The following is a 21,159-nucleotide window of genomic DNA, read 5'->3' on the forward strand; positions in this document are numbered from 1 at the left end:
ACATGCAGCAGAAACACCAAGCGTTGCTGTGTAAACTTTTGTCTGGCTCAGGTTCTTCGTGGCGTTGTCGCAGCGAAGTCTATGCGCACCACTCGGCCATCATGGGGCTTAAGAAGCACGTAATACGTTACGCTGCGACACGGACTGGCAATTTACTGTGGATTAAACAATATCATCCACCACTCCGCCATCGACGCGCAGTGCCGCGCCAGAGGTGGCCGAAGCTTGTTGCGAGCACACGTATACCACCATATTTGCCACCTCTTCCACCGTGGCTGCACGCTGAATCACCGAACTCGGACGCTGCGCCATGACAAACTCTTTCGCCAGTACTTCTAGCGTTTTTCCGGTTCGTTTGACTTCGTCTTCCATCATTGCTGCAAAACCATCTGAGATGGTGGGGCCAGGCAGCACGCTGTTAACCGTCACGCCGCTCCCTGCTGCGACTTTCGCCAGCCCACGCGCCAGCGAGAGTTGTGCGGTTTTGGTCACACCGTAATGCACCATATCCGCGGGGATGTTGCGCGCCGATTCAGAAGAGATAAACACCACGCGCCCCCAACCGCGTTTCACCATCTCCGGCAGCAAAGCGCGGGATAGTCGCACACCCGACATCACGTTGGTCTGCCAGTAAGCTTCCCAGGTGTCGTCATCGGTGGCGTAGAAGTCTTGCGGGCCGTAAATTCCGGCGTTGTTGACCAGAATATCAATGGGCGGCAATCCGTTCAGCAATTGCTTTACGCCCTGTGCGCTGCCGAGATCGGCAATAAAAGTATGAATTTTGGCGCCAACCACCAATCCATTCAGCTTCTCACGTGCCCGGCTCACCGAGTCTTCACTGCGCCCATTAAGCACCACTTCGGCACCGCTCTCAGCCAATCCCTGCGCGATCGCAAAACCAATGCCGCCCGTTGATGCCGTCACTAACGCGGTTTTACCGTGCAAATCAATGTTCATAGAGTCTCCTTGATGGGTGGGCAATAACATGCAAAACATCCAACAAGCCTGGTTGAGCGTGTGAAATATGCCTTGTCAAATCATGCGGTTATTATCACGACTGTGAATTAGCACAAGCGTGTCTGGCCTGCTTTCTGCCCCGCCAAATCACCCGCTGCGCCACCGCCAGCAGCAATAACCGTGCCGGACAAAACCGCTGCAGGTGGACGGTTGTATTTGCTTGCACTTCCCTAAGCACAATCTCTTCAGCGCGATCCATACTGACAACTTGATGCCTAAAGGAGTGACCGTAATGAAGACGATTGCTATCGCCGCACCGGGCGCTATGGGCGCAGCCATCGGTGCTGTACTTGCCCGGCATGGGGCGCGGGTGATTGCTCCGCTGAGCGAACGCTCAGCCCAGTCACAACAGCGTGCCCAACAGGCCAATATCACCAACTGCAGCGCACAGGCGCTTTGTGAGGCCGATATGATTCTGTCGATTCTGCCGCCCGAATCGGCACTCAGCTGGGCACAACAGATGGCTCCGCTTTTACAAGCCGCCGCGCACAAACCGTTGTATGTGGATTGCAACGCCATCAGTCCGGAGACGCTCAAACGAGTGGCTCAGGTGATTGAAAGCACCGGTACCCCTTTTGCCGATGCGGCGATAATTGGCTTGCCGCCAGGCGAGCAGAATCCTTCCGGACCGCGTTTCTGGTTTGCAGGGCCACATGCCGGCAAACTGGCTCAGTTAAGTGATTATGGGTTGCGGGTGCGGGTGATGGGCGCTGAGAACGGCGCCGCCTCAGCATTGAAGATGGCTTATGCCGGGATTAATAAAGGCATCACTCTGCTGACCTCAGCGATGCTGATCAATGCCAGCCGAGTGGGTGCCGCCGATGCACTGCGTGAAGAGATGCAGGAGAGCCAGCAGGCGTTACTGAAGCGAATGGAAAAAGCCGCCCCGGATATGCTGCCAAAAGCCTGGCGCTGGGCGGCGGAGATGGATGAGATTGCTACACTCAATCAGGGCGAACTCGCCACCGACCAACTTTACCAGGCATTAGGGGAAATCTGCCGCCAGCTGGCTGACGATCGCCAACACGATCAACAGTTCAGCGCCTTACTGGCGGACTTCTTTCAACCTGATGCAGACAAAGCGGGCTGAGCACTCACCGGCAGCCGCAGCTGACGCTGCAACCAGGCACTCGCCGCCGCTTCATCCAGATCGGCGGCATTGAGTTGCAACACCGGCCCGAGCGCCATTGGCTGCGCCGTTTCCGCCAGCTTACGTAGCTCAGGCAGATATTCGGCACCTGGATGACCCGGCATGCGATCGGTCAGTCGTGACTGATAACGCGCTACCGCTTCGTCAGGGGTGATCGCCAGCCACAGCTCCAGCACCCGAGTGATACCCGCCTGCTCTAATCCTTGCTGCAAGACTTCTTTTGGCTGGAAGCCGAACCAGGCGTCAATCAGGTATACGCAGCAGGTGGGAGCTTGCCCGACCACCTTCCAGATTGCCTGATAAGCCGCACAACCCAACTGACGGTTACGCAGGCGATCCACCGGCGCGAAACTGGCCATAAAAGGTTCTTTGAGGCTGTCCAGCGTCAGTACCGGAAAACCAAACCGTTCCGCCATAGCCCGTGTCAGGGTGCTTTTCCCCGACGCGGGAATGCCGTTGACCAGCACCACCATCTTTTCTTCAGTGTGAGAAGTCATAGGATTTCTATCACCTCCGCCACACTGCTGGCCTGACGTAACCGCACCAGCGTCTCTTCATCTTCCAATAGTGAGACAATCGCGCGAATGCCCTCTTCGATGTGCGCATTGCTGTCGCGCGCGCCGAACATGATGACGATATCGGCTTTGTCACTCCCCTCAAAAGAGATCGGCTCATCCAGCACAATCATGCTGAAGCAATCTTTCAGCACGCCCGTTTCCGGACGCGCATGCGGAATGGCTATCCCTTCCTCAAACACGTAATAAGCGCCGTGCGTCAGGGTATTGGCTATCACCGCCTCCGGATAGGAATCCTTCACATATCCACCGCTAACCAACGGTTGTGCAGCCAGCGCGATCACTTCGCGCCAGTCCGTGGCGCTGATCCCCACCTGAATCGCATTCGCTTCTTGCAGCAGTCGCTTAATACTCATACTGCCTCCTTAAATTGATTTGCGGATGGTATTACGCAGTTCATCAATTTTAACGAACAGCGGATCAATTTCCTGACGAAAACGGCGGCTTTTCGCAAAGATATTTAATGCACGATTATATTCCAGCATTAATTGTTTCTGCGCATCGACCGCTTGCGGATTAATAGCGAGCTGTTGTTCCAGCTCGCTAATTTTTCCACTGATGGTTTCTGCCTGAAGATCTATTTCTTGTGAATCCTGACTCTTATTATCCGAGCCCTTTTTCAAGAATCCAAACATAGCGTCTCCTGCCCCGAATGGCGCCAGGGCACCTCAGGTTTATTACGTCATGAGTGAGTCGTACTTAACGGAACAGTGAAATCTTTTCTACCAGCACATTGGTGACGGCATCATTAGCGGGCACCAGGAAGTTGCGTACGCTGTCATTCACTTTACCTTTTTCAAACGTCTGCTTGCAGTTTGCCACCCACTGCACATTCATTTCCGTGCCGACGTTCACTTTTTCGATACCGCTGCGCACGGCCAGACGCATATCGTCATCGCTTACGCCGGTGCCGCCATGCAGTACCAGAGGCGTTTTGGTGGCATCCGTGATATCCGCCAGACGCTGATGCTGAATGTGTGCCTTACCGGTATACAATCCGTGTACGGTGCCGATGGAGATGGCCAGCATATCCACGCCGGTTTCTTCGACGAAGCGTTTGGCATCATCTACGGTGGTGAAGGAAGCATCGTTCATTTCGACTTCTTTACCGTCTTCTGAGCCGCCAATCGCACCCAGTTCCGCTTCTACTGAGACGTGCAACGGGCGCGCCATATCAATCACGCGACGCGTATTGGCAATATTCTCTTCAATCGATAAATGCGAGCCGTCATACATAATGGAACTGAATCCTGCATCCAGTGCCGTTTGAATCGCATCGAGATCTGAACAGTGATCGAGATGCAGGCACGTTGGCACATTACGGCTTTCAGATAACGAGCGAATCGCATCCACTAATAATTTATGTCCCAGATATTTCGCCGTGCCGGTTGAGATCTGAATCATTAATGGACTGTTGGTTTTCTCTGCTGCTTTAAAAAAGGCCGGTAACATTTCCAGGCAGTGCAAATTAAAGGAACCAAGCGCTTTAAATTCACGTTGTTTAGCCACCTGTAACAGATCGGTAAAGTTATAAAGTTTCATGAAGCTTTTCCTCGTGGGATTTAGGGGATTTTCCGTTAACAAACCAGGCGATCAGAGTGATAAAGACAATAAAGAGTGCGACGAACAACCAGTTGCCCTGGAACGCATGGCCCAATATCAATCCGGTACTGATGACGTCAGAGTCACTGAATGTCACACCGGTGAAGCCGTAGCTTTCGAGCATTGGCACCAATATGGCCGGCAGGAAAGTGATGAACAGGCCATGTACAAAACCGCCAATCATCGCTCCACGACGTCCACCCAGCGCATTACCGAATACACCTGCGGTGCCACCGGCAAAGAAGTTGGTGAGCAGGCCAGGCAGAATCATCGCCAGACCGAACATGGGGAACACCAGCATACCGACCACGGAACCCAGAGTTGTCGCCAGGAAGCCGACGATCACGGCATTCGGTGCGTAAGGGAACATCACCGGACAGTCGAGCGCGGGTTTTGCATCTGGCACCAGGCGCATCGCAATGCCACGGAACGCTGGCACCAACTCGTTGAGCAGTAAACGCACGCCGCTATACAGCACGAACACGCCGGCGACGAACTGAATCGACTGCATGAAGGCATACATCAGATAGTTCATGCCGTTGCTGTACTGGCCGATAAATTCTGGTCCTGCTGCCACTGCCGGGATCAGGTACATCGGTACCATCACCACTGCCATCGACAGATAGGTGTCCTGCAGGAACTTGAAGTTGTCTGGCAGCTTGAGATCTTCCGTTGAGCGCGAGCCTTTACCGACCACCTTCGCCACTGCCGCCGTCAGCAGATAGCCGATGGTGCAGAAGTGTCCCAGTGCCACGTCATCAGAGTCTGTGATTCGGCGCACCACCGGCTGAGCCAGCGCTGGCATCACGACCGCCATAATGCCGCCGAAGATGCCGCCTGTTAGGATCAGCGGTAAACCCGTCAGCCCGGCTTTATAGCCGATCACCGCTCCGATGGTTGCCATCCACAGCAGCGCCTGGCCGGTGAGGAAGATGTATTTGAACGGCGTCAGACGCGCGATGATGATGTTGACGATAAAGATCACCAACAATGTCAGCGCTACTTCTGATCCCAACTCGCGGCTTGCTAATCCGGCAATGGCGGCCACATCGGTGATATAGCCCTTCATACCAAAACCGTGGGTGAAGATGGTATTCAGGAAGGTCAGCGTACCGACTATGATATTGATACCCGCCATCATGATTAAAAAGCCCAGCAGGGTTTTAAAGGTGCCTTCCACCACCTTACCTGCGGATTTTTTCTGCAGTAGCAGACCAATCAGAGCAATAAAGGCGATCAGAATTGATGCCTGCCCTAATAAGTCTTTTACCAGGAAGTTGATCACACTATTCATGGTTAGCAGCCTTCAGATTACGCTCTTTCATAAACGCCACGATTTTTTCCTCAATTTCAGCTTTATCGGTCAGCTTGTTGAGAATAATCACCCGTTTAATTTGTTCCGGGCTGGCATCCGCGTTAAGGACATCCGCAAATGCTTTTTGAGTGAGAATCATGTCGGATTTAAAAGCATTGGCTTCTGAAATAGTGGTGTGATCAATATCCGCTTCAATTTCGAGTTTCTTTAATACGGATTTGGCACTCATTTCGATGGCGAAACTAGAACCCAGACCACATCCACAGACACATAATATTTTCAGCATGGCGTTTTCCTCACAGAATATGCAGTTGTTTAGCGAGTTTGTAATGATGCCCTTCGGTATCAACCAGGCGTTTTTTCATGCTTATAAGATCAATCGGTATCGGTCGATTACTGCCATTAATAATCACCGCTTTGTTGCGCATCCCCGACTGAATACAGCGCGCAACTTCACTGGCCATAATGGTGCCTTGATAAATCTCTTCACAGGTCGGGTCACCACTACGCAAGCCGTAACCGATAATAGTTTTACGAATTCGTACCCCTATCAGCGGCTCAATCTGTTTAATTAAGGTATCAATCGCGCCCTGAAAGCCCGGCGAGTATTCGCGGGTGTAACCTTCAGAGCAGAGAATCACCACGCTGTTCTGCGCGGCAAGCCGCTGCGTGATGCGTTCTGCCAGTTCTTGCGCCGGGATCTGGCACTCCGGAATCAGCGCGAAATCAGCATTGGATTTGATCGCCGATTGCAGCGTCAGTTCGCCACAATAGCCGCCGAGCAACTCAACCATAAATACACGACCGGTTAACGCGCGGCCGGTATTTCTTAATTTCGATACTTCTTTTAAGACTTGCTCACAAGCGGTAGAGAAACCAATGGTGTAGTCACTGCCAAACACATCATTATCAATGGTCATGCCTACACCAAAGCAATTCACGCCGAATTCGCTTAATGTATGTAAAAACTGTAATGAGCCATCACCCCCGGCCATAATTAATACATCGATGCGTAGCGATTTGAGTTGTTTGGCGATCACCTCATACTCAGGGCGAATTAATTTTCGCGTGGTTCGTCCCGATTGCATCACGGGAATTGAAGTGATGGCATAATCCACCAGATCGCGCTGCGACATTTCCTGATGGCGATTTTCTAATAAACCGGGAATGCCGCCATTAAATAACACCATATCCGCCTGCGTCATACGTGATATCTGAAACACAAAGTTATTTATTCCGGTAACATCGCCACCGCTTATCACTATGCCAATTCTCATTGTCATCACTCCGTATGCTGCGCGTCTGACATTCATTCTTCCGGTGAACGGCTTTTCTATTTGCAACGAAGATCACATTTTTGCCATGAATTTCATTCCTCGTAACGTTGACAAGCATGAATAAGCGCTGTTTTTTGTGATATTAATCACATTGCGAATTTTGGCTGTTATTTAATAAAACCAATAAAATCCTTGGTTTATATTTATTTAATCGTAGAATACGCACCGAACCTGCCATCGCCTTTTCATCTGAATTTCTTTCGATCTGAATTGTGATTTCCCACGCATTTTTATCAGTTCGCCGACTTTTCTCCATGAAGGATAAAGGGATAATGATTCAGTGCGTTATTTGTTGATCAGTACCGATGAATGATTGACGTCACGTTTATCTGGCTGTCCAATATCGCAGCAAATAAATGACGAAGAAGAGAAAACATGACCAACTCGCAGGAGATGTTGCGTCAGCTCGCTGGCATAGTGGGCGGCAAACAGGTATTGACCCATGCCGATGATAAAGCCTGGTACACCAAGGGATTTCGTGTCGGTCGCGGTGAGGCACTGGCAGTGATATTGCCGCAAAACTTGCTGCAACTGTGGCAAAGCCTAAAGGTATGCGTGGCACAGGACGTCATTATTTTGATGCAAGCCTCGAATACCGGCGTGACCGGCGGGTCAACCCCGGATGGCAATGATTATGACCGCGACGTGGTGATCATCAGCACCCGCCAGCTCAAGGGCGTACAGGTCATCGATCAAGCGCGACAGGTCATCGCCTTCCCCGGTACCACCCTGACCGAACTGGAGCACACGCTGCAACCGTTGGGACGCGAACCGCACTCGGTGATTGGTTCCAGCTGCATTGGCGCTTCTGTCGTGGGAGGCATCTGTAACAACTCGGGCGGTTCACTGATTCGCCGGGGCCCCGCCTTTACAGAAAAATCACTGTTTGCCCGTATCCATGATGATGGGCGCTTAGAAATGATCAATCACCTTGGTATCGATTTGGGTGATACGCCGGAGGCGATGCTGAAGAGTCTGACTGAGCAACAGTATCAGACCGGCGACCAGGCCGATTGGGACGGCAAAATCTGGGCTGATGATTACGCCGACCGTCTGCGGGATGTCCGCGCTGATTCCCCTGCTCGCTTCAATGGCGACCTACGTTATCTGCACGACAGTTCCGGCAGTGCAGGAAAAGTGGTGGTGTTTGCTGTGCGGCTGCCCACCTTTGAAGCGAGCGCGGGGAGCGACACCTTTTATGTCGGCACCCATGATGAGAGTGTTTTGGTGGCGTTACGCCGTTTTCTCCTCACCGAAATGAGCGAACTGCCCCTGCAGGCAGAGTACATTCATCGCAACGCGTTCGATTTAACCGTGCGATACGCCAAACATATGTATCTGGCGATCCGTAAATTCGGTCCCCAGGCCATTCCTAAGATGATGGGCAATAAAGCGAAATGGGATGTCCGTGTCAGTCATCTGCCTTTCCTGCCACGCAATTTTGTTGATCGGGCGCTGCAATGCTTTAACCAGCTCACGCCCAGCTTTATTGCCCCGCGCATCATGGCTTATCGCGACGAATATCAACATCATCTGATGATCAAAGTCGATGCGCAGCAGACCAACGAATTGCAGACGTTGTTGCAGCAATTTTTTGCCGAACATCCCGGCGGCTTTTTCCATTGTGATGCCCGCGAAGGCGCAGATGCATTTCTGGTACGTTTTGGCGTAGGCGGGTGCACCATCTCTTATTGTGATGCGCTGGGTTATAACCCGAACGAAAGGCTGGTGGCCTTCGACGTGGCGTTGCGCCGCAATGACGATGCCTGGCGCTTAACCTTGCCGGATCACTTAGCGGCACAGGTGCAGGTCGATTCCTGCTGCGGGCACTTTTTCTGTTATGTGAATCATCAGGATTATGTGCTGAAGGAAGGGGTGGATGCGAAGGCGTTTAAAGAAGCGGTCAAAGTCTATCTTGAACAGCGTGGTGCGAAGTACCCGGCTGAGCATAATGTGGGACATCTCTATCAGGCATCGTGCGAGCATGTGGCGCACTGGAAGCAACTGGATCCGACTAACAGCTGCAACCCTGGCGTGGGAAAAACCAGTAAGAAGAAGTATTGGGCGTAAAGGCAGATCCAAAGAGCGCCTCATTTTTAGCTGAAACGCATCCTGACGCTGGTGCAGGGTCAGGATGCGTCACCTTGCTTGGCTGGTACGCCGTGCGAATTACTTCGCGTATGCCTCTATAGTGGAACCGATTCTTGGTCATATTATTAAGGATTCAGTTTCCGACGAAAATACAGTAATTAAAAACATAAAACATTTACTAGCCATATCAGGAAACATGTAACCCTATGAAAACCCTAAAAAGCTTACTTATGGATTTCCTTTGGGTGCAAGTGTTTACTGTTATACCCATTATATTTCTGGTCATCATCACATCATTTACATATGACAGATGGCCTGAGAAAACCTGGGCAACCTTAGCAATAAGTACATTTATACTGTATGGAATATTGCTTTTTCTTGCTAAGAAATTTTGGAAGTAACTTTGGACTATAAGTCGTTATGTGGCTGCATTGGGTGGGGGAAATACGTATTGATGTGACTTTGCCGAATGGTAAACATCGCTTTTCAACTTTGATTAATCAGTATTCGCCAGCGGCGGCGTTCGCGTAATAAGCGGTGATAAAGCTGCTGGATAAGGGGCAGCGTCAGGGATGCAATCGCATCAGGCGTAAGATTCGGCAATGCCTGCTGTTGTCGTAACCCCTGCAGTGCGGCTTCCGCATTATCGCGGATATCGCACTGCTCGCGCAGTGTGGCTTGCCAGGCCGCGAAAGTTGCCGGCGCGATAGCGTCCAGATCAGCCACGGTCTCACGTAAAAAGCGTTTGCAGTGCCCAAGCAGCGTTTGCCATGGAATCTGTGGCGACTGGAGTGCCAGCATTAGCCCATCGACATCCGCCACGCGCTGGTAGCGCGCCGACACCACATAGCCAATTTGCTGATCGACCCGCAGTCGCTGGAAAAAGCGCGGTTCCAGAAACAATGAGAGCGCGCGCAGTGCCGCTAAATTCCGTTCATCAGCAATCGGCAGCGGAATAAACAGCAGCAGCGCCTGATCGCCTCCGGTACAAGGGATCGGCTTAATACCTCTTTGCAAACGCGGCGGCTGTGCACTGCTTACCAAATCGGGCGCGAAGTTGCTCAGCAGATGGGACACACGCTGATGTAATAGCCTGTGTTTGCCACACCACGCCGCCAGCCATGGGGTATCACTGGTGGGAGCAATCAATTGAACGGGCAAGGCTGAGAGCAACTGTCGAATCACGATCGTTTGCGCAGGCGCCAGCGGTTTTGCATCGGGAGCCAGATTCAATGCCTCAAGTGCATGATGCACGGCCAGCAAAGCTGGTGACTCAGAGACTGGCAAATTCAGCACCAACTGCCAGCCCCCCTGCTTCTGCTGCCAACTGCCACTTCCTCCGGCATGACGCAACGCCGCCAGCACCGGACGCAGTCGGGTTTGCCGTGCCTGCGCATCCTCGTCACTCAGCGTGTGATAAAAAGCCGGCCGCAACAGCAAGGTCTCAACCTGTTGTTGTGGCGCGATACGCGGCAGGGGCATCGCTATCGGCGACAACGTGGGCAATACGGCCTGGTGCGCAGCGGGATAGAAAGAAAATGCGGGCGTTGAGGATGTACTCAGGCTGCGCGGCAGCCCTTTTTTGCGCCGCAGCGTGAAACCTTGCGTCTGTGCGCTTTCTGGCGAGTCCAGTTGCTGCTGAGTGAGCAAGCGTGAACAAGGCTTCTGCGCCAGCGCAGCGATAAAAGCGCTGAAACCCTGCGGCACAGAATCGGCAGGCGCAAAACCTAACGCCCGACCACGCAACTGTTCCAGTGGCGTTAGACAGGCAAAATCGTGCTGCGCCAGCTGAGAATAATGCTGGAGATGCTCAGGGGTGCAAAGTTTGATGGCGGCTAAATGCTGCCAGAAGCAGTGCTCAATGCGTTGCGCCTGCTCCGCGCTGATTTTAGGCCCACTGAAGCGCAGCGCTAACCATCCGTGCTGCTTATCCTGCCACAGCCATTGTCCCTGCAGCGTATCGCACAATTCAGCCTCTCTGAGTGCGGCCAACAGGCTGCCCGGCGCTTCATCTTGCCAGAACACACTGAGCAAGGTGACATTGTCACGTAAAACAGGTTCCTCACCCGATAACATCAGCGTCAGCCAGAAACTCTCATTATCTGATAGCTGCAACATCACGTCACCCGAAGGCAATGTGGATGCGGCATATGAAGGGGTGTTTTTTGTTGAATTGACCGCCGAAAAGTGCTGCGCAAGATGCGCCAACTCATCCAGCGATTGCGGGCCCTGTAACCACAGTTCCAGCGTATTTGCGTGATAATAACGCTGATGGAAGTCGCGCAACGCGGTCTGCAACAAAGTGACATTGTCACCAAACGACTGTTGATTACCGATGCGAAAACGCTGAAAAGCCCCACCCAGCGTATCCACCAGCGCGGCTTCGCTGAGCGTTTCAGCATGATGTTGCAGAAGTTGACACTCTGCATCGATCACCGCGACTTCCTGCCGAATCGCCTGCTGGCCGAGCAACGGAGAGGCGATCATGTCGCTTAACCGCTGCACACCTTCAGCTAAATCCGCTGCTGGCAGCTGGAAGAAAAAGGCGCTGTGGCTGAGTTGCGTGGTGGCGTTGACCTGCCCACCCCGCTGTTGCACCCACGGCATCAGGCGCTCGCTATCTTTAAAACGCTCGCTGCCGCAGAACAACAGGTGCTCCAGCAAGTGCGCCAGACCCGGCCAGCGATCGGGTTCATCCAGACTGCCCGCTTGCACGCGGATCAGTGCGGCGGCATCACGCGCACCAGCCTGATGATGCAGGTGGCAACGCAAGCCATTGGCTAACACCAGCTGGCGCGAGGTCATCAGGTCACTCGCTGCTTGAAGATCAGCTCAGAGTTGGAGCGATTGCGGAACTGAAGCTGTGCGATTTTGATATCGCTGCAGGTGGCTTCGCGGCGCGCTTCCAGGATCTTACCGTGATGCGGTGACTTACTGCACACCGGATCGGTATTATCCGCATTGCCGGTCAGCATGTAAGCCTGGCAACGGCAACCACCGAAGTCTTTTTCTTTCTCATCACACGAACGGCACGGTTCCGGCATCCAGTCGTAACCACGATAGCGGTTAAAACCAAAGGAGTTATACCAGATGTCTTCCAGGCTATGCTCCAGTACCGACGGGAACTCCACCGGCAACTGACGCGCGCTGTGGCATGGCAGTGCCGTGCCTTCTGGCGTGACACTCAGGAAGATCGAGCCCCAGCCGCCCATACAGGGCTTGGGCCGTTCTTCGTAATAATCCGGCGTGACGAACAGCAAATTAGTGAGGTTACCGGACTCGCTCATACGTTCGCGGTATTCGGCCACCACCGCTTCTGCATGGGCAATCTGTTCCCGCGTGGGTAACAAACCCTGCCGGTTAAGATGCGCCCAGCCGTAAAACTGACAGGTTGCCAGTTCAACGTCGTCCGCTTCCAGTTCGATGCACAGGTCGATGATCTTATCGATTTGGTCGATATTGTGTCGATGCAGCACGAAGTTCAGCACCATCGGATAGCCGTGCGCTTTCACCGCTTTCGCCATCTCCAGCTTCTGCTGGAACGCTTTTTTCGAACCGGCCAGCGCGGCGTTGAGGGTTTCATCACTCGCCTGAAAGCTGATCTGAATATGATCCAGACCCGCATCGGCGAAGGCGTCGAGTTTCTTCGCCGTCAGACCGATACCGGAAGTAATTAGGTTGGTGTAGAAACCGAGATCGCGCGCCGCTTTGATCAACTCGGGCAGATCTTTCCGCGTCAGCGGTTCGCCGCCCGAAAAGCCCATCTGCACACTGCCCATGGCGCGCGCCTGACTGAACACGTCGATCCACTGCTCAGTCGTCAGCTCTTTCTCCTGTTGCGAGAAGTCGAGCGGATTCGAGCAGTATGGGCACTGCAGCGGGCAGCGATAAGTCAGCTCAGCCAGTAGCCACAGCGGCGGCGTGGCGCTTTTATTCAGGTTCACGACACTGGATCCATTTCTGTTCTACGGCGGATTGCAGGAATTCCTTTACATCATCATCCACGCCGCCCGCTTCCGGGAAACGGCTGTTGAGAATGGCGATGATGGCGGCCACATCCTGTTTGCCGGTGACCAGTTCAAGGATTGCCGTTGCGGTTTCATTCAGCTTGGCCATGCCTTCGGGATACAGCACCACATGGCTATCCTGCGCCGGTTCCCACTGCATGCGATAGCCACGACGGAAAGCCGGAATCAGATTATCTTTCATCATGTTATACCAGTCTTGTGCTGTGCCAGGACACCTGATCGGTGACCGTGTGATAAGGCGGGCGTTGCAAAGAATACGCCATGGTCATGGCATCCAGCAGCGTCCAGAGAATATCGAGTTTAAACTGCAAAATCTCCAGCATGCGGTTCTGCTGCTCAGCAGTGGTGAACACTTCCAGCGCCAGCGCCAGCCCGTGCTCCACATCGCGGTTTGCCTGGCTCAGGCGGCTGCGGAAATAGAAGTAACCCTCTTCTTTGATCCACGGATAGTGCTGCGGCCAACTGTCGAGGCGCGACTGGTGGATTTGCGGTGCAAACAGCTCGGTTAATGAGCTACAGGCCGCTTCCTGCCAGTTGGCGCGACGGGCGAAGTTAACGTAGGCATCCACAGCAAAACGCACACCCGGCAGCACCAGTTTTTCTGACAGCAGGACTTCACGATCCAATCCCACTGCTTCACCGAGTTGCAGCCAGGCTTCAATACCGCCTTCCTGACCGTTGCTGCCGTCATGGTCGAGGATGCGCTGTACCCACTTACGACGGGTTGCAGGATCCGGGCAGTTCGCCATAATCGCCGCGTCTTTCAGGGGAATATTGGTCTGGTAATAGAAGCGGTTCGCGACCCAGCCCTGAATCTGTTCACGGGTCGCTTCACCATTATGCATCGCGATATGGTAGGGATGATGAATGTGGTAAAACGCGCCTTTGGCACGCAGCGCCTGCTCAAACTCTTGCGGCGATAAGGCTTCGGTAATGATCACGATGCGTTCTCCTGCAGATGAATCGCCATCCCGTCCCAGCTCACTTCAATGCCCTGCTGCGTCAGATACTGACGCTGCGGCGACTGCTCGTTAAGGATCGGATTGGTGTTATTAATGTGAATCAGAATTTTGCGTTGTGCGGGCAGTGACGCCAGCAGCGCCATCAGGCCGTGCTCCTCTGCCAGCGCGAGATGGCCCATCGCTTTGCCGGTGTTTTTACCGACGCCGGTGGCAAGCAGCTCATCGTCCTGCCAGACGGTGCCGTCAATTAACAGGCAATCGGCTTTTTCCAGGCACGGCATGATCACCGCATCGGGCTCGCCCAGACCTGGCGCATACAGCAGTGTCTGGCCATTGGCGGTATTTTCGATAAACAGCGCGACGTTATGCCCCGGCAGCGGACGATCGCGATACGGCGAATACGGTGGCGCATTGCTGAGAATCGGGATAGCAGTGAACTGCAGGTTACGACACACATCAACACGAAACGGTTCAAGGGGCGTAAGACCATGGTGCTGCAAACCGCCGTTCCAGTGCTGCAACATGGTGAAAATCGGGAAACCGCTGGTGAGATCGGCATGCACCTCGGGCGTACACCACACCTGATGCGGGCAGCCTTCGCGCAGACTGAGTAAACCGGTGGTGTGATCGATCTGACTGTCGGTAAGAATGATGCTGCCAATCGCGGTGCCGCGCAGGACCCCTTTTTTATTCAGTTCGGGTGTGTGGGCGATCTGTTGGCTGATATCTGGCGATGCGTTACACAGCACCCAATCTTCGCCGTTGTCACTGACAATGATCGAGGATTGCGTCCGCGCCTGAGCCTGGATCGTACCGTTGCGCAGGCCGCTGCAATTGGCGCAGTTACAGTTCCACTGCGGAAAGCCGCCGCCTGCCGCTGAACCGAGCACTTTAATAAACATGAGAGATAACCAGAATGAAAAATAAAATGCCCGCACGAGTGGCGGGCAGAGAGTCTTAGCGGTTGGAGATGTACAGAGTCACTTCCAGGCCCAGACGCAGGTCAACAAATTCAGGTTTTTTCCACATAACTTTCTTCCTCAAAACAAATAACGCAGAGCAGGCTCTGCTGGAAATGCTTGCACCAGGAAACGAATTTTCTGGCAACAAGGCACGACGCGGGCTGATGTTGCGCCAATGTAACGGTCAGATCAACCCCGATTCGGTAAGGGAATGGTGCTAATCCTGCCAAATCTGTTGCAGGACTCGCTGCCAGTTACCCCAGGCAAACTGCTCAATCATGGTTTGATCATAGCTGAGCGAAGTGAGCAACGCATACAGACGCGGCAGCCCAGACACATCTTTCAATTCATCTGGCACACTGATGCCATCAAAATCCGAACCAAATGCTACGTTTTCTGGCCCCATTATTTCAACTAAATGATCCAGATGTTTAACAATTTCGATCAATGGCGTATCACTATCGCGTTTGCCATCCGGCCGTAAGAAAGCGTTACCAAAATTAATCCCTACCACTCCGCCGCTGTCGCGAATGGCACGCAGTTGCTCGTCGGTAAGATTGCGCGGCTGCGCGCAACGCGCGTGTGCATTAGAATGGCTGGCCACCAGCGGCGCGTTTGAGAGCCGTGCGGTATCCCAAAATGCTTTCTCATTCATATGCGACACGTCAATCATCATGCGATGGCGATTAGCGGCAGCGATCAACTGCTCACCTGCCGTGGTGAGGCCCGCTCCGGTATCTGGCGAATGCGGGAAAGCGCCGTTTACCCCTTCACCGAAACGGTTAGGTAAATTCCAGAAAGGCCCGATACTGCGCACCCCAGCCTGATAGAAAGCATGCAAATCTTCGCCATCAGCATCGAATCCATCTGCCCCTTCAATGTGCGCGACCATCGCCAGCACACCCTCGTGGCGACAGGCTGCAATATCCGCCGTCGTCAGGCATAAACGGGCGCGCCCGGCGGACTGTGCCGCCAGCGTTTTGAGGATATCGAGTTGTTGCCAGAGAATATCGAGCGGCTGCCACTGCTCGTTTGCACGTTGCGGCGCGACCTCATTGATGTAGCGCTGCGGCGGAACAAAGAGCGCAAAGAGTCCACCGGCAAAACCGCCTTGCTGCATACGCGGAAAATCCAGATGCCCTTTCTCAATACCGGCAAAAAAAGCATTAGCGGGATCATCAGGATGATGCAGCCACAGGTTAAGCAGCAGGTCGTTATGACCATCGAAGGTTTTAAATAACATAGGGGGTCACACAGCGAGACAACATGGGCGCTATGCTACTCGCCCCCTGCTGATTCGCCAAACACAGGGGCACAAAGCGTTAGTTCTGTGCAACCTTTAAGCCATTATAAAAGGTAGGTTTGACGTCGAGGCGCTGCTTGATCAGCCCATATTTTTGATAAAAGTCGGCGGTGTCCTGCTGCTGCGCAATCGTGGCTTCATCGATAGCTTGCCAATGCGAATTGCGCCGCGCAAAGGACTTGGCCGCGGCTTCTTTTGGGAAGCCGATAATTTTCGCCAGCGTGGTGGAGTACGCATCAACATGGCTGTTCGCCCAGCGATCCGCCGCCGCAAGGCGATTAACGTAATCCTGCAGCGCCACGCGTTTGGCCTCGTCATTAAGGGCTGCATCGGTTGCCGCCAGGAAACTGTTACCGCTGGAAAGGCCCACGCCGTTGATCAAAACGCGGCCCGTGTGTGTGACTTCCGCCAGTGCGGTGTAAGGATCCCAGGTTGACCAGGCATCGACCGATCCGTTTGCCAGTGCAATGCGCGCATCGGCGGGTGTCAGGAAACGAAAGTTGACGTCCTTATCCGTCAAACCGGCCTTTTCCAGTGCTTTCAGCGCTTCAAAATGGCCGATAGAGCCGCGCCCGGTGGCAATATTTTTTCCTTTCAGATCGGCCACGGTTTTAATTTTTGAATCCGGGCTCACCAATACCGCTAAGCCTTCAGGCACCGATTTACTTACCGCCACCGCTTTCACCTGCGAACCCGCCGCCAGCGAGAACAGCAGCGGCGCGTCACCGATAATACCCGCATCGACGGCGCCCGCATTCAGTGCCTCCGCCAGCGGTGCCGCTGCCGGGAACTCCGCCCATTCGATTTTATAATGGAGATTATTGAGCTGCTGCGCCGCTTCCATCTCGGCGTGCATATTGCCCTTCTGGTCGGCAATGCGCAGTGTGACGGTTTCCGCCGCAGCGGTTCCACTGGTAAGCATCACAAACAGGGCTAAAGCTGTTCTTTTCATTCTATTTTCTCTTCTGGCGCAAAACCCCAGACTACCCTGTTGTGCTAAAAGCCCAGATGCCGATTTCATCTGAGGAATATCATCCTGCGCATAAGCAGCACAACGCTTTTGGCCGTCGATTCTCATCACCCTCCACATTTGTTGTGAACGGTTTGGACAGAGAGGGTTCACAGAATGTGGGACCCGGCTGTTGCGACAACTTCACAACGATATGTCAGTTATGCAACGCGAGTTGTCAGTTATGCGTGAGCAGCGTGCGGCGATGTGGTCCAGACTGAGTACAGACCCATAAGGAGAACCTCATGCTCAACCACCCTGCAGAAAAATACCGCCCCTTCCCGGTGATCGATTTGCCCGACCGCCAGTGGCCATCGCGCCAGCTCACCCAGGCACCGCGCTGGCTTTCCACCGATCTGCGCGACGGTAACCAGGCGCTGGCGACGCCAATGGATAGCGCACGCAAGCTGGAATTCTGGCAGCTGCTACTGCGTTGCGGCTTCAAAGAGATTGAGGTGGCGTTTCCTGCTGCCTCGCAAACCGATTTCGACTTTGTACGGCTGCTGATTGAACAGCATCATATTCCGCAAGGCGTGGCGATTCAGGTGCTGACACAAGCACGCAGCGATTTAATCGATCGTACCTTTGAAGCGCTGCGCGGTGCGCCGCAGGCGATTATTCACCTGTACAACGCCACTGCGCCGTTGTTCCGCGAGCGCGTATTCCGCCAGAGCAAGGCGGAGATCATTGAGCTGGCCTGCGCCGGTGCCCGGCAAATCCGCGCCCAATGTGAAGTACAAAGTGATACGGCCTGGACCTTCCAGTATTCACCAGAAACGTTCTGCTTTACTGAACCGGAATTTGCACTGGAGATCTGTGAAGCGGTATCGGCGATCTGGCAACCGGGTCCGGACCGCCCGATGATTATCAACCTGCCCGCTACGGTGGAAGTGAATACCCCGAACGTCTATGCGGATCAGATCGAGTATTTCTGCCGTCACTTTAGCCAGCGTTCACAGGTAGCGATTTGCGTGCATCCGCATAACGATCGCGGCACGGGCGTGGCCTGTGCCGAGCTGGCGATGCTGGCCGGCGCCGATCGCGTAGAAGGTTGCTTGTTTGGTAATGGTGAGCGTACCGGCAATGTCGATATTGTGACGCTGGCGCTGAATTTATATACCCAGGGCGTGGCCCCGGAACTCGATTTCAGCGATATCCAGCAGGTGCTGGAAGTGGTGACCCGTTGTAACCAATTGCCGGTTCATCCACGCCATCCGTATGCCGGTGAGTTGGTGTTTACCGCATTTTCGGGTTCGCATCAGGACGCGATTCGTAAAGGCTTTGCCGAGCGTAATGCGCGTCAGGAAGCCATCTGGCAAATGCCGTATTTGCCGCTCGATCCGGTCGATATCGGTTGCAGTTATGAAGCGGTGATTCGCGTCAACAGTCAGTCGGGTAAAGGCGGAGCTGCCTGGCTGCTGGAGCAAAACCATGGGCTGCAGTTACCGCGTGGGCTGCAGCAAGACTTCAGCCGTATTGTGCAGCAGCAGACGGATGATCACGGCCAGGAAATGACGCATCACGCACTGTGGCAACTGTTCTGCCAGCATTACGGCTTAACGCAGCCTTCGCGTCGGTTACTGGACGCGGAAAGCCACAGCGATGAGAAAGGTGAAACGCGATTTAAAGCGCGGCTGCAGGATGGCGGACAAACGCTGACGCTGGAAGGCAAAGGCAACGGGCTGCTGTCGGCAGCGGTAGCGGCACTGCGTCAGCGCTATGATCTGGCCATCAGCATTGAGGATTACCACGAGCATACGCTGGGTAAACGCAGTGACAGCCGCTCTGTCACCTACATTAGCTGTACCAATGCACGCGGCGAACGTGCCTGGGGTGTGGGCATCGATAATGATGTGACACGCGCCTCATTGCAGGCGTTACTCAACGCAGCCCACGCTTTTCTGCCGCAGGAAAGTAGTTCGCCGGCGTAACGCCAAGCACGCGTCGGAACATCGCACTGAAGGCACTCGGGCTGTCATAGCCCAGTTCGAGCGCCACCGTTAACACCGTTTCACCCTGCGCCAGCCGCGCCAACGCCACGCTGAGGCGTGCGCGACGCACCCAGTCGCTGAACTGCAAGCCGGTTTCGCGGTTGAAATGGCGCGCCAGCGTGCGTTCAGCGACACAGAGTTCGCTGGCTGCTCTCGCAAGTGTCCAGCTTTCGCCCGGGCGCTGGTGAATTTGCTGGCACAGTGCGCGCAGCCTTTCACTCTCCGGCCACGGCAGGCCAAACGGCAGCACATCCATTACGCGAATTTCATCGAGGATCAATTCATAAATGCGTTCAGCACGGCTGCCAGAGGCGTAAGCGTCCGGCAATGCCAGTGCACTGACGATCAGCTCACGTAGCAGTGGGGAAATCTGCACCACCTGACAGCTGGCAGGCAGATCCGCTCGTGCGAGCGGATCGACAAACAGCGTGCGTGCCGCCACTGCTCCGACTATGTGCAGTGCATGCCCGGTGCCCGCCGGTAACCACACGCCACGACTCGGCGGCACAATCCAGCTGCCCTGCCGGGTTTCGACTTTCACTACGCCGCTTAAGGTATGGATTAACTGTGCACAATCGTGGTGATGCCACGACTCAGCATCACCGTGCGCATAATCGTGCGCATAAGGCACCAGCGGACGCTGGCTAAAATCGAAGTTGAGGCGCTGGCTCATTTAGCGCTTCAGGTATTGGTAAACCGCCGCCAGGTCTTGCTCGCCGTAACCGGCATCGACCGCCTGCTGCCAGACATCGACGATGTTCTCCAGCGCAGGCAGTTTGCTCTCACCCGCCGCATCCAGTGCCAGTTTGGCATCTTTCAATGCCCATACCAGGTGCATCTGCGGGGTGAAATCACCACTGGCGATCATACCCAGTTTCATTTTGGCATACGGTGCCGCCAGCGGGCCGCCATCCAGCACTTTCCACAGATCGTCGGTGCTGAATCCAAACTGCTCCGCCAGGCGTGTACTCTCCGCCAGACTTTGCATCAGGCCAATCAGCCAGCTGTTGACCACCAGTTTCATACGCGAGCTGGCACCCGCCTCACCCAGCCACTGTGTGCCTTTACCAATTGCAGCAAACACCTGCTCAGCGGCCTGCGCTTTGCTTTGATCGCCGCTGGCCATCACCAGAATCTGCGCATTTTCGGCAGGCGCTTTGGTACCGGAAACCGGGGCATCGATAAAGAGCACATCCGGACGTGCGTGTTGCAAATCGGCGATCAGCGCATCAGTGGCTTCCACGCCAATGGTGCCCATCTGGCAGACGGTCGCGCCCTGCTTCAATGCGCTGCTTGCTTCGGTCAGGGTCTGACGCGTGGTGTCGCCGTCAGACAGCATCGCGATCACCACATCGGCACCCTCTACGGCCTGCGCTGCGCTGTCGCTGAGTTGCAAACCGGCATCCAGCAAGTCTTCACCTTTGGCACGCGTGCGGTTCCAGCCGCGCACCACAAAATCTTTTTTCAGTAAGTTTGCGGCAAACGCATGCCCCATTGCACCCAAACCTAATACCGCCACGACGGGTTGCTGACTCATCTTGATTCCCTTTTATGCATTCAGACAAAACAGTGAGACTGACAGAAATTTCTGCGCGCAGCCAGGCGAGAGGTGCGCCGAAAGGCATTTTTAATCACACCCCCGACAAGATACAGGGTTAATCAGCATGCTTTTTAAACAGCGCTGGGCGCTTCCTGGCAAAGAGGATCGGATAACAATTTACCGGGTTAATTTTATCATTGCGGCAAAGGCACCAGCATTCGTATTCATCGCTATTCGATTATTGGAAAAAGTTCGCATATGATAAATGGGAAACTAA

At 54.1% G+C, this 21,159-nt stretch carries 21 protein-coding genes; 3 read left to right on the forward strand and 18 right to left on the reverse strand.

Going from position 1 to position 21,159, the window contains the following annotated elements; genetic code table 11:
* Positions 1-162 precede the first annotated feature (162 nt).
* Positions 163-957, reverse strand: a complete 795-nt coding sequence (locus tag LH22_RS12905; RefSeq protein ID WP_038647122.1) for an SDR family NAD(P)-dependent oxidoreductase — start codon at positions 955-957, stop codon at positions 163-165.
* 292 nt (positions 958-1,249) lie between these two features.
* Between LH22_RS12905 and LH22_RS12910 the strand changes: the two genes are divergently transcribed.
* Positions 1,250-2,107 carry an NAD(P)-dependent oxidoreductase gene (locus tag LH22_RS12910; RefSeq protein ID WP_038647124.1) on the forward strand — a complete coding sequence of 286 codons (858 nt, stop codon included), beginning with the start codon at positions 1,250-1,252 and terminating at the stop codon, positions 2,105-2,107.
* Here the strand turns inward: LH22_RS12910 and LH22_RS12915 are convergent.
* From LH22_RS12915 to LH22_RS12945, 7 genes are all read right to left on the reverse strand, one after another.
* Entirely contained in the window at positions 2,080-2,664 is a 585-nt protein-coding gene (locus tag LH22_RS12915) for an AAA family ATPase (RefSeq protein ID WP_038647126.1), read from the reverse strand. The genes LH22_RS12910 and LH22_RS12915 overlap by 28 nt on opposite strands.
* Positions 2,661-3,098, reverse strand: coding sequence for a PTS sugar transporter subunit IIA (locus tag LH22_RS12920; protein ID WP_038647128.1), 438 nt, complete (start codon positions 3,096-3,098; stop codon positions 2,661-2,663). Before LH22_RS12920 ends, LH22_RS12915 begins: the two co-directional genes overlap by 4 nt.
* 9 nt (positions 3,099-3,107) lie before the next feature.
* The gene (locus LH22_RS12925) at positions 3,108-3,377 is read right to left on the reverse strand and encodes a hypothetical protein (RefSeq protein WP_038647130.1); all 270 of its coding nucleotides are present in this window, start codon (positions 3,375-3,377) and stop codon (positions 3,108-3,110) included.
* A 64-nt stretch (positions 3,378-3,441) separates the two neighbouring features.
* Entirely contained in the window at positions 3,442-4,284 is an 843-nt protein-coding gene (locus LH22_RS12930) for a class II fructose-bisphosphate aldolase (RefSeq protein WP_038647132.1), read from the reverse strand.
* Positions 4,271-5,638 carry a PTS sugar transporter subunit IIC gene (locus LH22_RS12935; RefSeq protein WP_038647134.1) on the reverse strand — a complete coding sequence of 456 codons (1,368 nt, stop codon included), beginning with the start codon at positions 5,636-5,638 and terminating at the stop codon, positions 4,271-4,273. The genes LH22_RS12930 and LH22_RS12935 overlap by 14 nt, the downstream gene beginning before the upstream one ends.
* Positions 5,631-5,945: a PTS sugar transporter subunit IIB gene (locus LH22_RS12940; protein WP_038647136.1), complete on the reverse strand. Its 315-nt coding sequence runs from the start codon at positions 5,943-5,945 to the stop codon at positions 5,631-5,633. Before LH22_RS12940 ends, LH22_RS12935 begins: the two co-directional genes overlap by 8 nt.
* Before the next feature lie 10 nt (positions 5,946-5,955).
* Positions 5,956-6,936 (reverse strand): 6-phosphofructokinase, encoded by a 981-nt coding sequence (locus LH22_RS12945; protein WP_038647138.1) that lies wholly within the window; start codon positions 6,934-6,936, stop codon positions 5,956-5,958.
* 435 nt (positions 6,937-7,371) lie between these two features.
* Here LH22_RS12945 and dld point away from each other — a divergent pair, with 435 nt between their 5' ends.
* Positions 7,372-9,066, forward strand: coding sequence for a D-lactate dehydrogenase (gene dld / locus LH22_RS12950; protein ID WP_038647140.1), 1,695 nt, complete (start codon positions 7,372-7,374; stop codon positions 9,064-9,066).
* Between the two features lie 507 nt (positions 9,067-9,573).
* Here the strand turns inward: dld and pqqF are convergent.
* The 8 genes from pqqF to LH22_RS12990 form a co-directional block, all read right to left on the reverse strand.
* Entirely contained in the window at positions 9,574-11,892 is a 2,319-nt protein-coding gene (gene pqqF / locus LH22_RS12960; protein WP_038647144.1) for a pyrroloquinoline quinone biosynthesis protein PqqF, read from the reverse strand.
* Positions 11,892-13,031, reverse strand: coding sequence for a pyrroloquinoline quinone biosynthesis protein PqqE (gene pqqE / locus LH22_RS12965; RefSeq protein WP_038647146.1), 1,140 nt, complete (start codon positions 13,029-13,031; stop codon positions 11,892-11,894). Before pqqE ends, pqqF begins: the two co-directional genes overlap by 1 nt.
* The gene (gene pqqD / locus LH22_RS12970; RefSeq protein WP_038650139.1) at positions 13,018-13,296 is read right to left on the reverse strand and encodes a pyrroloquinoline quinone biosynthesis peptide chaperone PqqD; all 279 of its coding nucleotides are present in this window, start codon (positions 13,294-13,296) and stop codon (positions 13,018-13,020) included. Before pqqD ends, pqqE begins: the two co-directional genes overlap by 14 nt.
* Positions 13,297-13,300: 4 nt before the next feature.
* Positions 13,301-14,056, reverse strand: a complete 756-nt coding sequence (pqqC, locus tag LH22_RS12975; protein ID WP_038647148.1) for a pyrroloquinoline-quinone synthase PqqC — start codon at positions 14,054-14,056, stop codon at positions 13,301-13,303.
* The gene (pqqB, locus tag LH22_RS12980; RefSeq protein ID WP_038647150.1) at positions 14,053-14,979 is read right to left on the reverse strand and encodes a pyrroloquinoline quinone biosynthesis protein PqqB; all 927 of its coding nucleotides are present in this window, start codon (positions 14,977-14,979) and stop codon (positions 14,053-14,055) included. The genes pqqC and pqqB overlap by 4 nt, the downstream gene beginning before the upstream one ends.
* 55 nt (positions 14,980-15,034) lie before the next feature.
* Positions 15,035-15,106 carry a pyrroloquinoline quinone precursor peptide PqqA gene (gene pqqA / locus LH22_RS20265; RefSeq protein ID WP_010617686.1) on the reverse strand — a complete coding sequence of 24 codons (72 nt, stop codon included), beginning with the start codon at positions 15,104-15,106 and terminating at the stop codon, positions 15,035-15,037.
* Between the two features lie 150 nt (positions 15,107-15,256).
* Positions 15,257-16,282 carry a dipeptidase gene (locus LH22_RS12985; RefSeq protein WP_038647152.1) on the reverse strand — a complete coding sequence of 342 codons (1,026 nt, stop codon included), beginning with the start codon at positions 16,280-16,282 and terminating at the stop codon, positions 15,257-15,259.
* A gap of 79 nt (positions 16,283-16,361) precedes the next feature.
* Positions 16,362-17,294, reverse strand: a complete 933-nt coding sequence (locus tag LH22_RS12990) for an ABC transporter substrate-binding protein (protein WP_038647153.1) — start codon at positions 17,292-17,294, stop codon at positions 16,362-16,364.
* A gap of 302 nt (positions 17,295-17,596) precedes the next feature.
* Here LH22_RS12990 and leuA point away from each other — a divergent pair, with 302 nt between their 5' ends.
* Positions 17,597-19,282: a 2-isopropylmalate synthase gene (gene leuA / locus LH22_RS12995; protein ID WP_038647155.1), complete on the forward strand. Its 1,686-nt coding sequence runs from the start codon at positions 17,597-17,599 to the stop codon at positions 19,280-19,282.
* Here the strand turns inward: leuA and LH22_RS13000 are convergent.
* Together LH22_RS13000 and LH22_RS13005 are read right to left on the reverse strand one after the other, a co-directional pair.
* Positions 19,233-20,015: an AraC family transcriptional regulator gene (locus LH22_RS13000; RefSeq protein ID WP_038647157.1), complete on the reverse strand. Its 783-nt coding sequence runs from the start codon at positions 20,013-20,015 to the stop codon at positions 19,233-19,235. The genes leuA and LH22_RS13000 overlap by 50 nt on opposite strands.
* A complete protein-coding gene (locus LH22_RS13005; protein ID WP_038647159.1) occupies positions 20,016-20,879 on the reverse strand; it encodes an NAD(P)-dependent oxidoreductase in 864 nt (287 codons plus the stop codon).
* Positions 20,880-21,159: the final 280 nt, after the last annotated feature.

Source organism: Pantoea rwandensis, from assembly GCF_000759475.1.
Taxonomy (GTDB): Bacteria; Pseudomonadota; Gammaproteobacteria; order Enterobacterales; family Enterobacteriaceae; genus Pantoea; species Pantoea rwandensis_B.

Excerpts from the sequence above, each read along its gene's own strand:
- dld (WP_038647140.1), top strand. The coding sequence starts at position 7,372 with ATGACCAACTCGCAGGAGATGTTGCGTCAGCTCGCTGGCATAGTGGGC.
- leuA (WP_038647155.1), top strand. The coding sequence starts at position 17,597 with ATGCTCAACCACCCTGCAGAAAAATACCGCCCCTTCCCGGTGATCGAT.
- LH22_RS12910 (WP_038647124.1), top strand. The coding sequence starts at position 1,250 with ATGAAGACGATTGCTATCGCCGCACCGGGCGCTATGGGCGCAGCCATC.
- pqqB (WP_038647150.1), bottom strand. The coding sequence starts at position 14,979 with ATGTTTATTAAAGTGCTCGGTTCAGCGGCAGGCGGCGGCTTTCCGCAG.
- LH22_RS12940 (WP_038647136.1), bottom strand. The coding sequence starts at position 5,945 with ATGCTGAAAATATTATGTGTCTGTGGATGTGGTCTGGGTTCTAGTTTC.
- LH22_RS12945 (WP_038647138.1), bottom strand. The coding sequence starts at position 6,936 with ATGAGAATTGGCATAGTGATAAGCGGTGGCGATGTTACCGGAATAAAT.
- LH22_RS12985 (WP_038647152.1), bottom strand. The coding sequence starts at position 16,282 with ATGTTATTTAAAACCTTCGATGGTCATAACGACCTGCTGCTTAACCTG.
- LH22_RS12935 (WP_038647134.1), bottom strand. The coding sequence starts at position 5,638 with ATGAATAGTGTGATCAACTTCCTGGTAAAAGACTTATTAGGGCAGGCA.
- LH22_RS12905 (WP_038647122.1), bottom strand. The coding sequence starts at position 957 with ATGAACATTGATTTGCACGGTAAAACCGCGTTAGTGACGGCATCAACG.
- LH22_RS12920 (WP_038647128.1), bottom strand. The coding sequence starts at position 3,098 with ATGAGTATTAAGCGACTGCTGCAAGAAGCGAATGCGATTCAGGTGGGG.
- pqqD (WP_038650139.1), bottom strand. The coding sequence starts at position 13,296 with ATGAAAGATAATCTGATTCCGGCTTTCCGTCGTGGCTATCGCATGCAG.
- LH22_RS13000 (WP_038647157.1), bottom strand. The coding sequence starts at position 20,015 with ATGAGCCAGCGCCTCAACTTCGATTTTAGCCAGCGTCCGCTGGTGCCT.
- pqqF (WP_038647144.1), bottom strand. The coding sequence starts at position 11,892 with ATGACCTCGCGCCAGCTGGTGTTAGCCAATGGCTTGCGTTGCCACCTG.
- LH22_RS12990 (WP_038647153.1), bottom strand. The coding sequence starts at position 17,294 with ATGAAAAGAACAGCTTTAGCCCTGTTTGTGATGCTTACCAGTGGAACC.
- LH22_RS12915 (WP_038647126.1), bottom strand. The coding sequence starts at position 2,664 with ATGACTTCTCACACTGAAGAAAAGATGGTGGTGCTGGTCAACGGCATT.
- LH22_RS13005 (WP_038647159.1), bottom strand. The coding sequence starts at position 20,879 with ATGAGTCAGCAACCCGTCGTGGCGGTATTAGGTTTGGGTGCAATGGGG.
- LH22_RS12930 (WP_038647132.1), bottom strand. The coding sequence starts at position 4,284 with ATGAAACTTTATAACTTTACCGATCTGTTACAGGTGGCTAAACAACGT.
- LH22_RS12925 (WP_038647130.1), bottom strand. The coding sequence starts at position 3,377 with ATGTTTGGATTCTTGAAAAAGGGCTCGGATAATAAGAGTCAGGATTCA.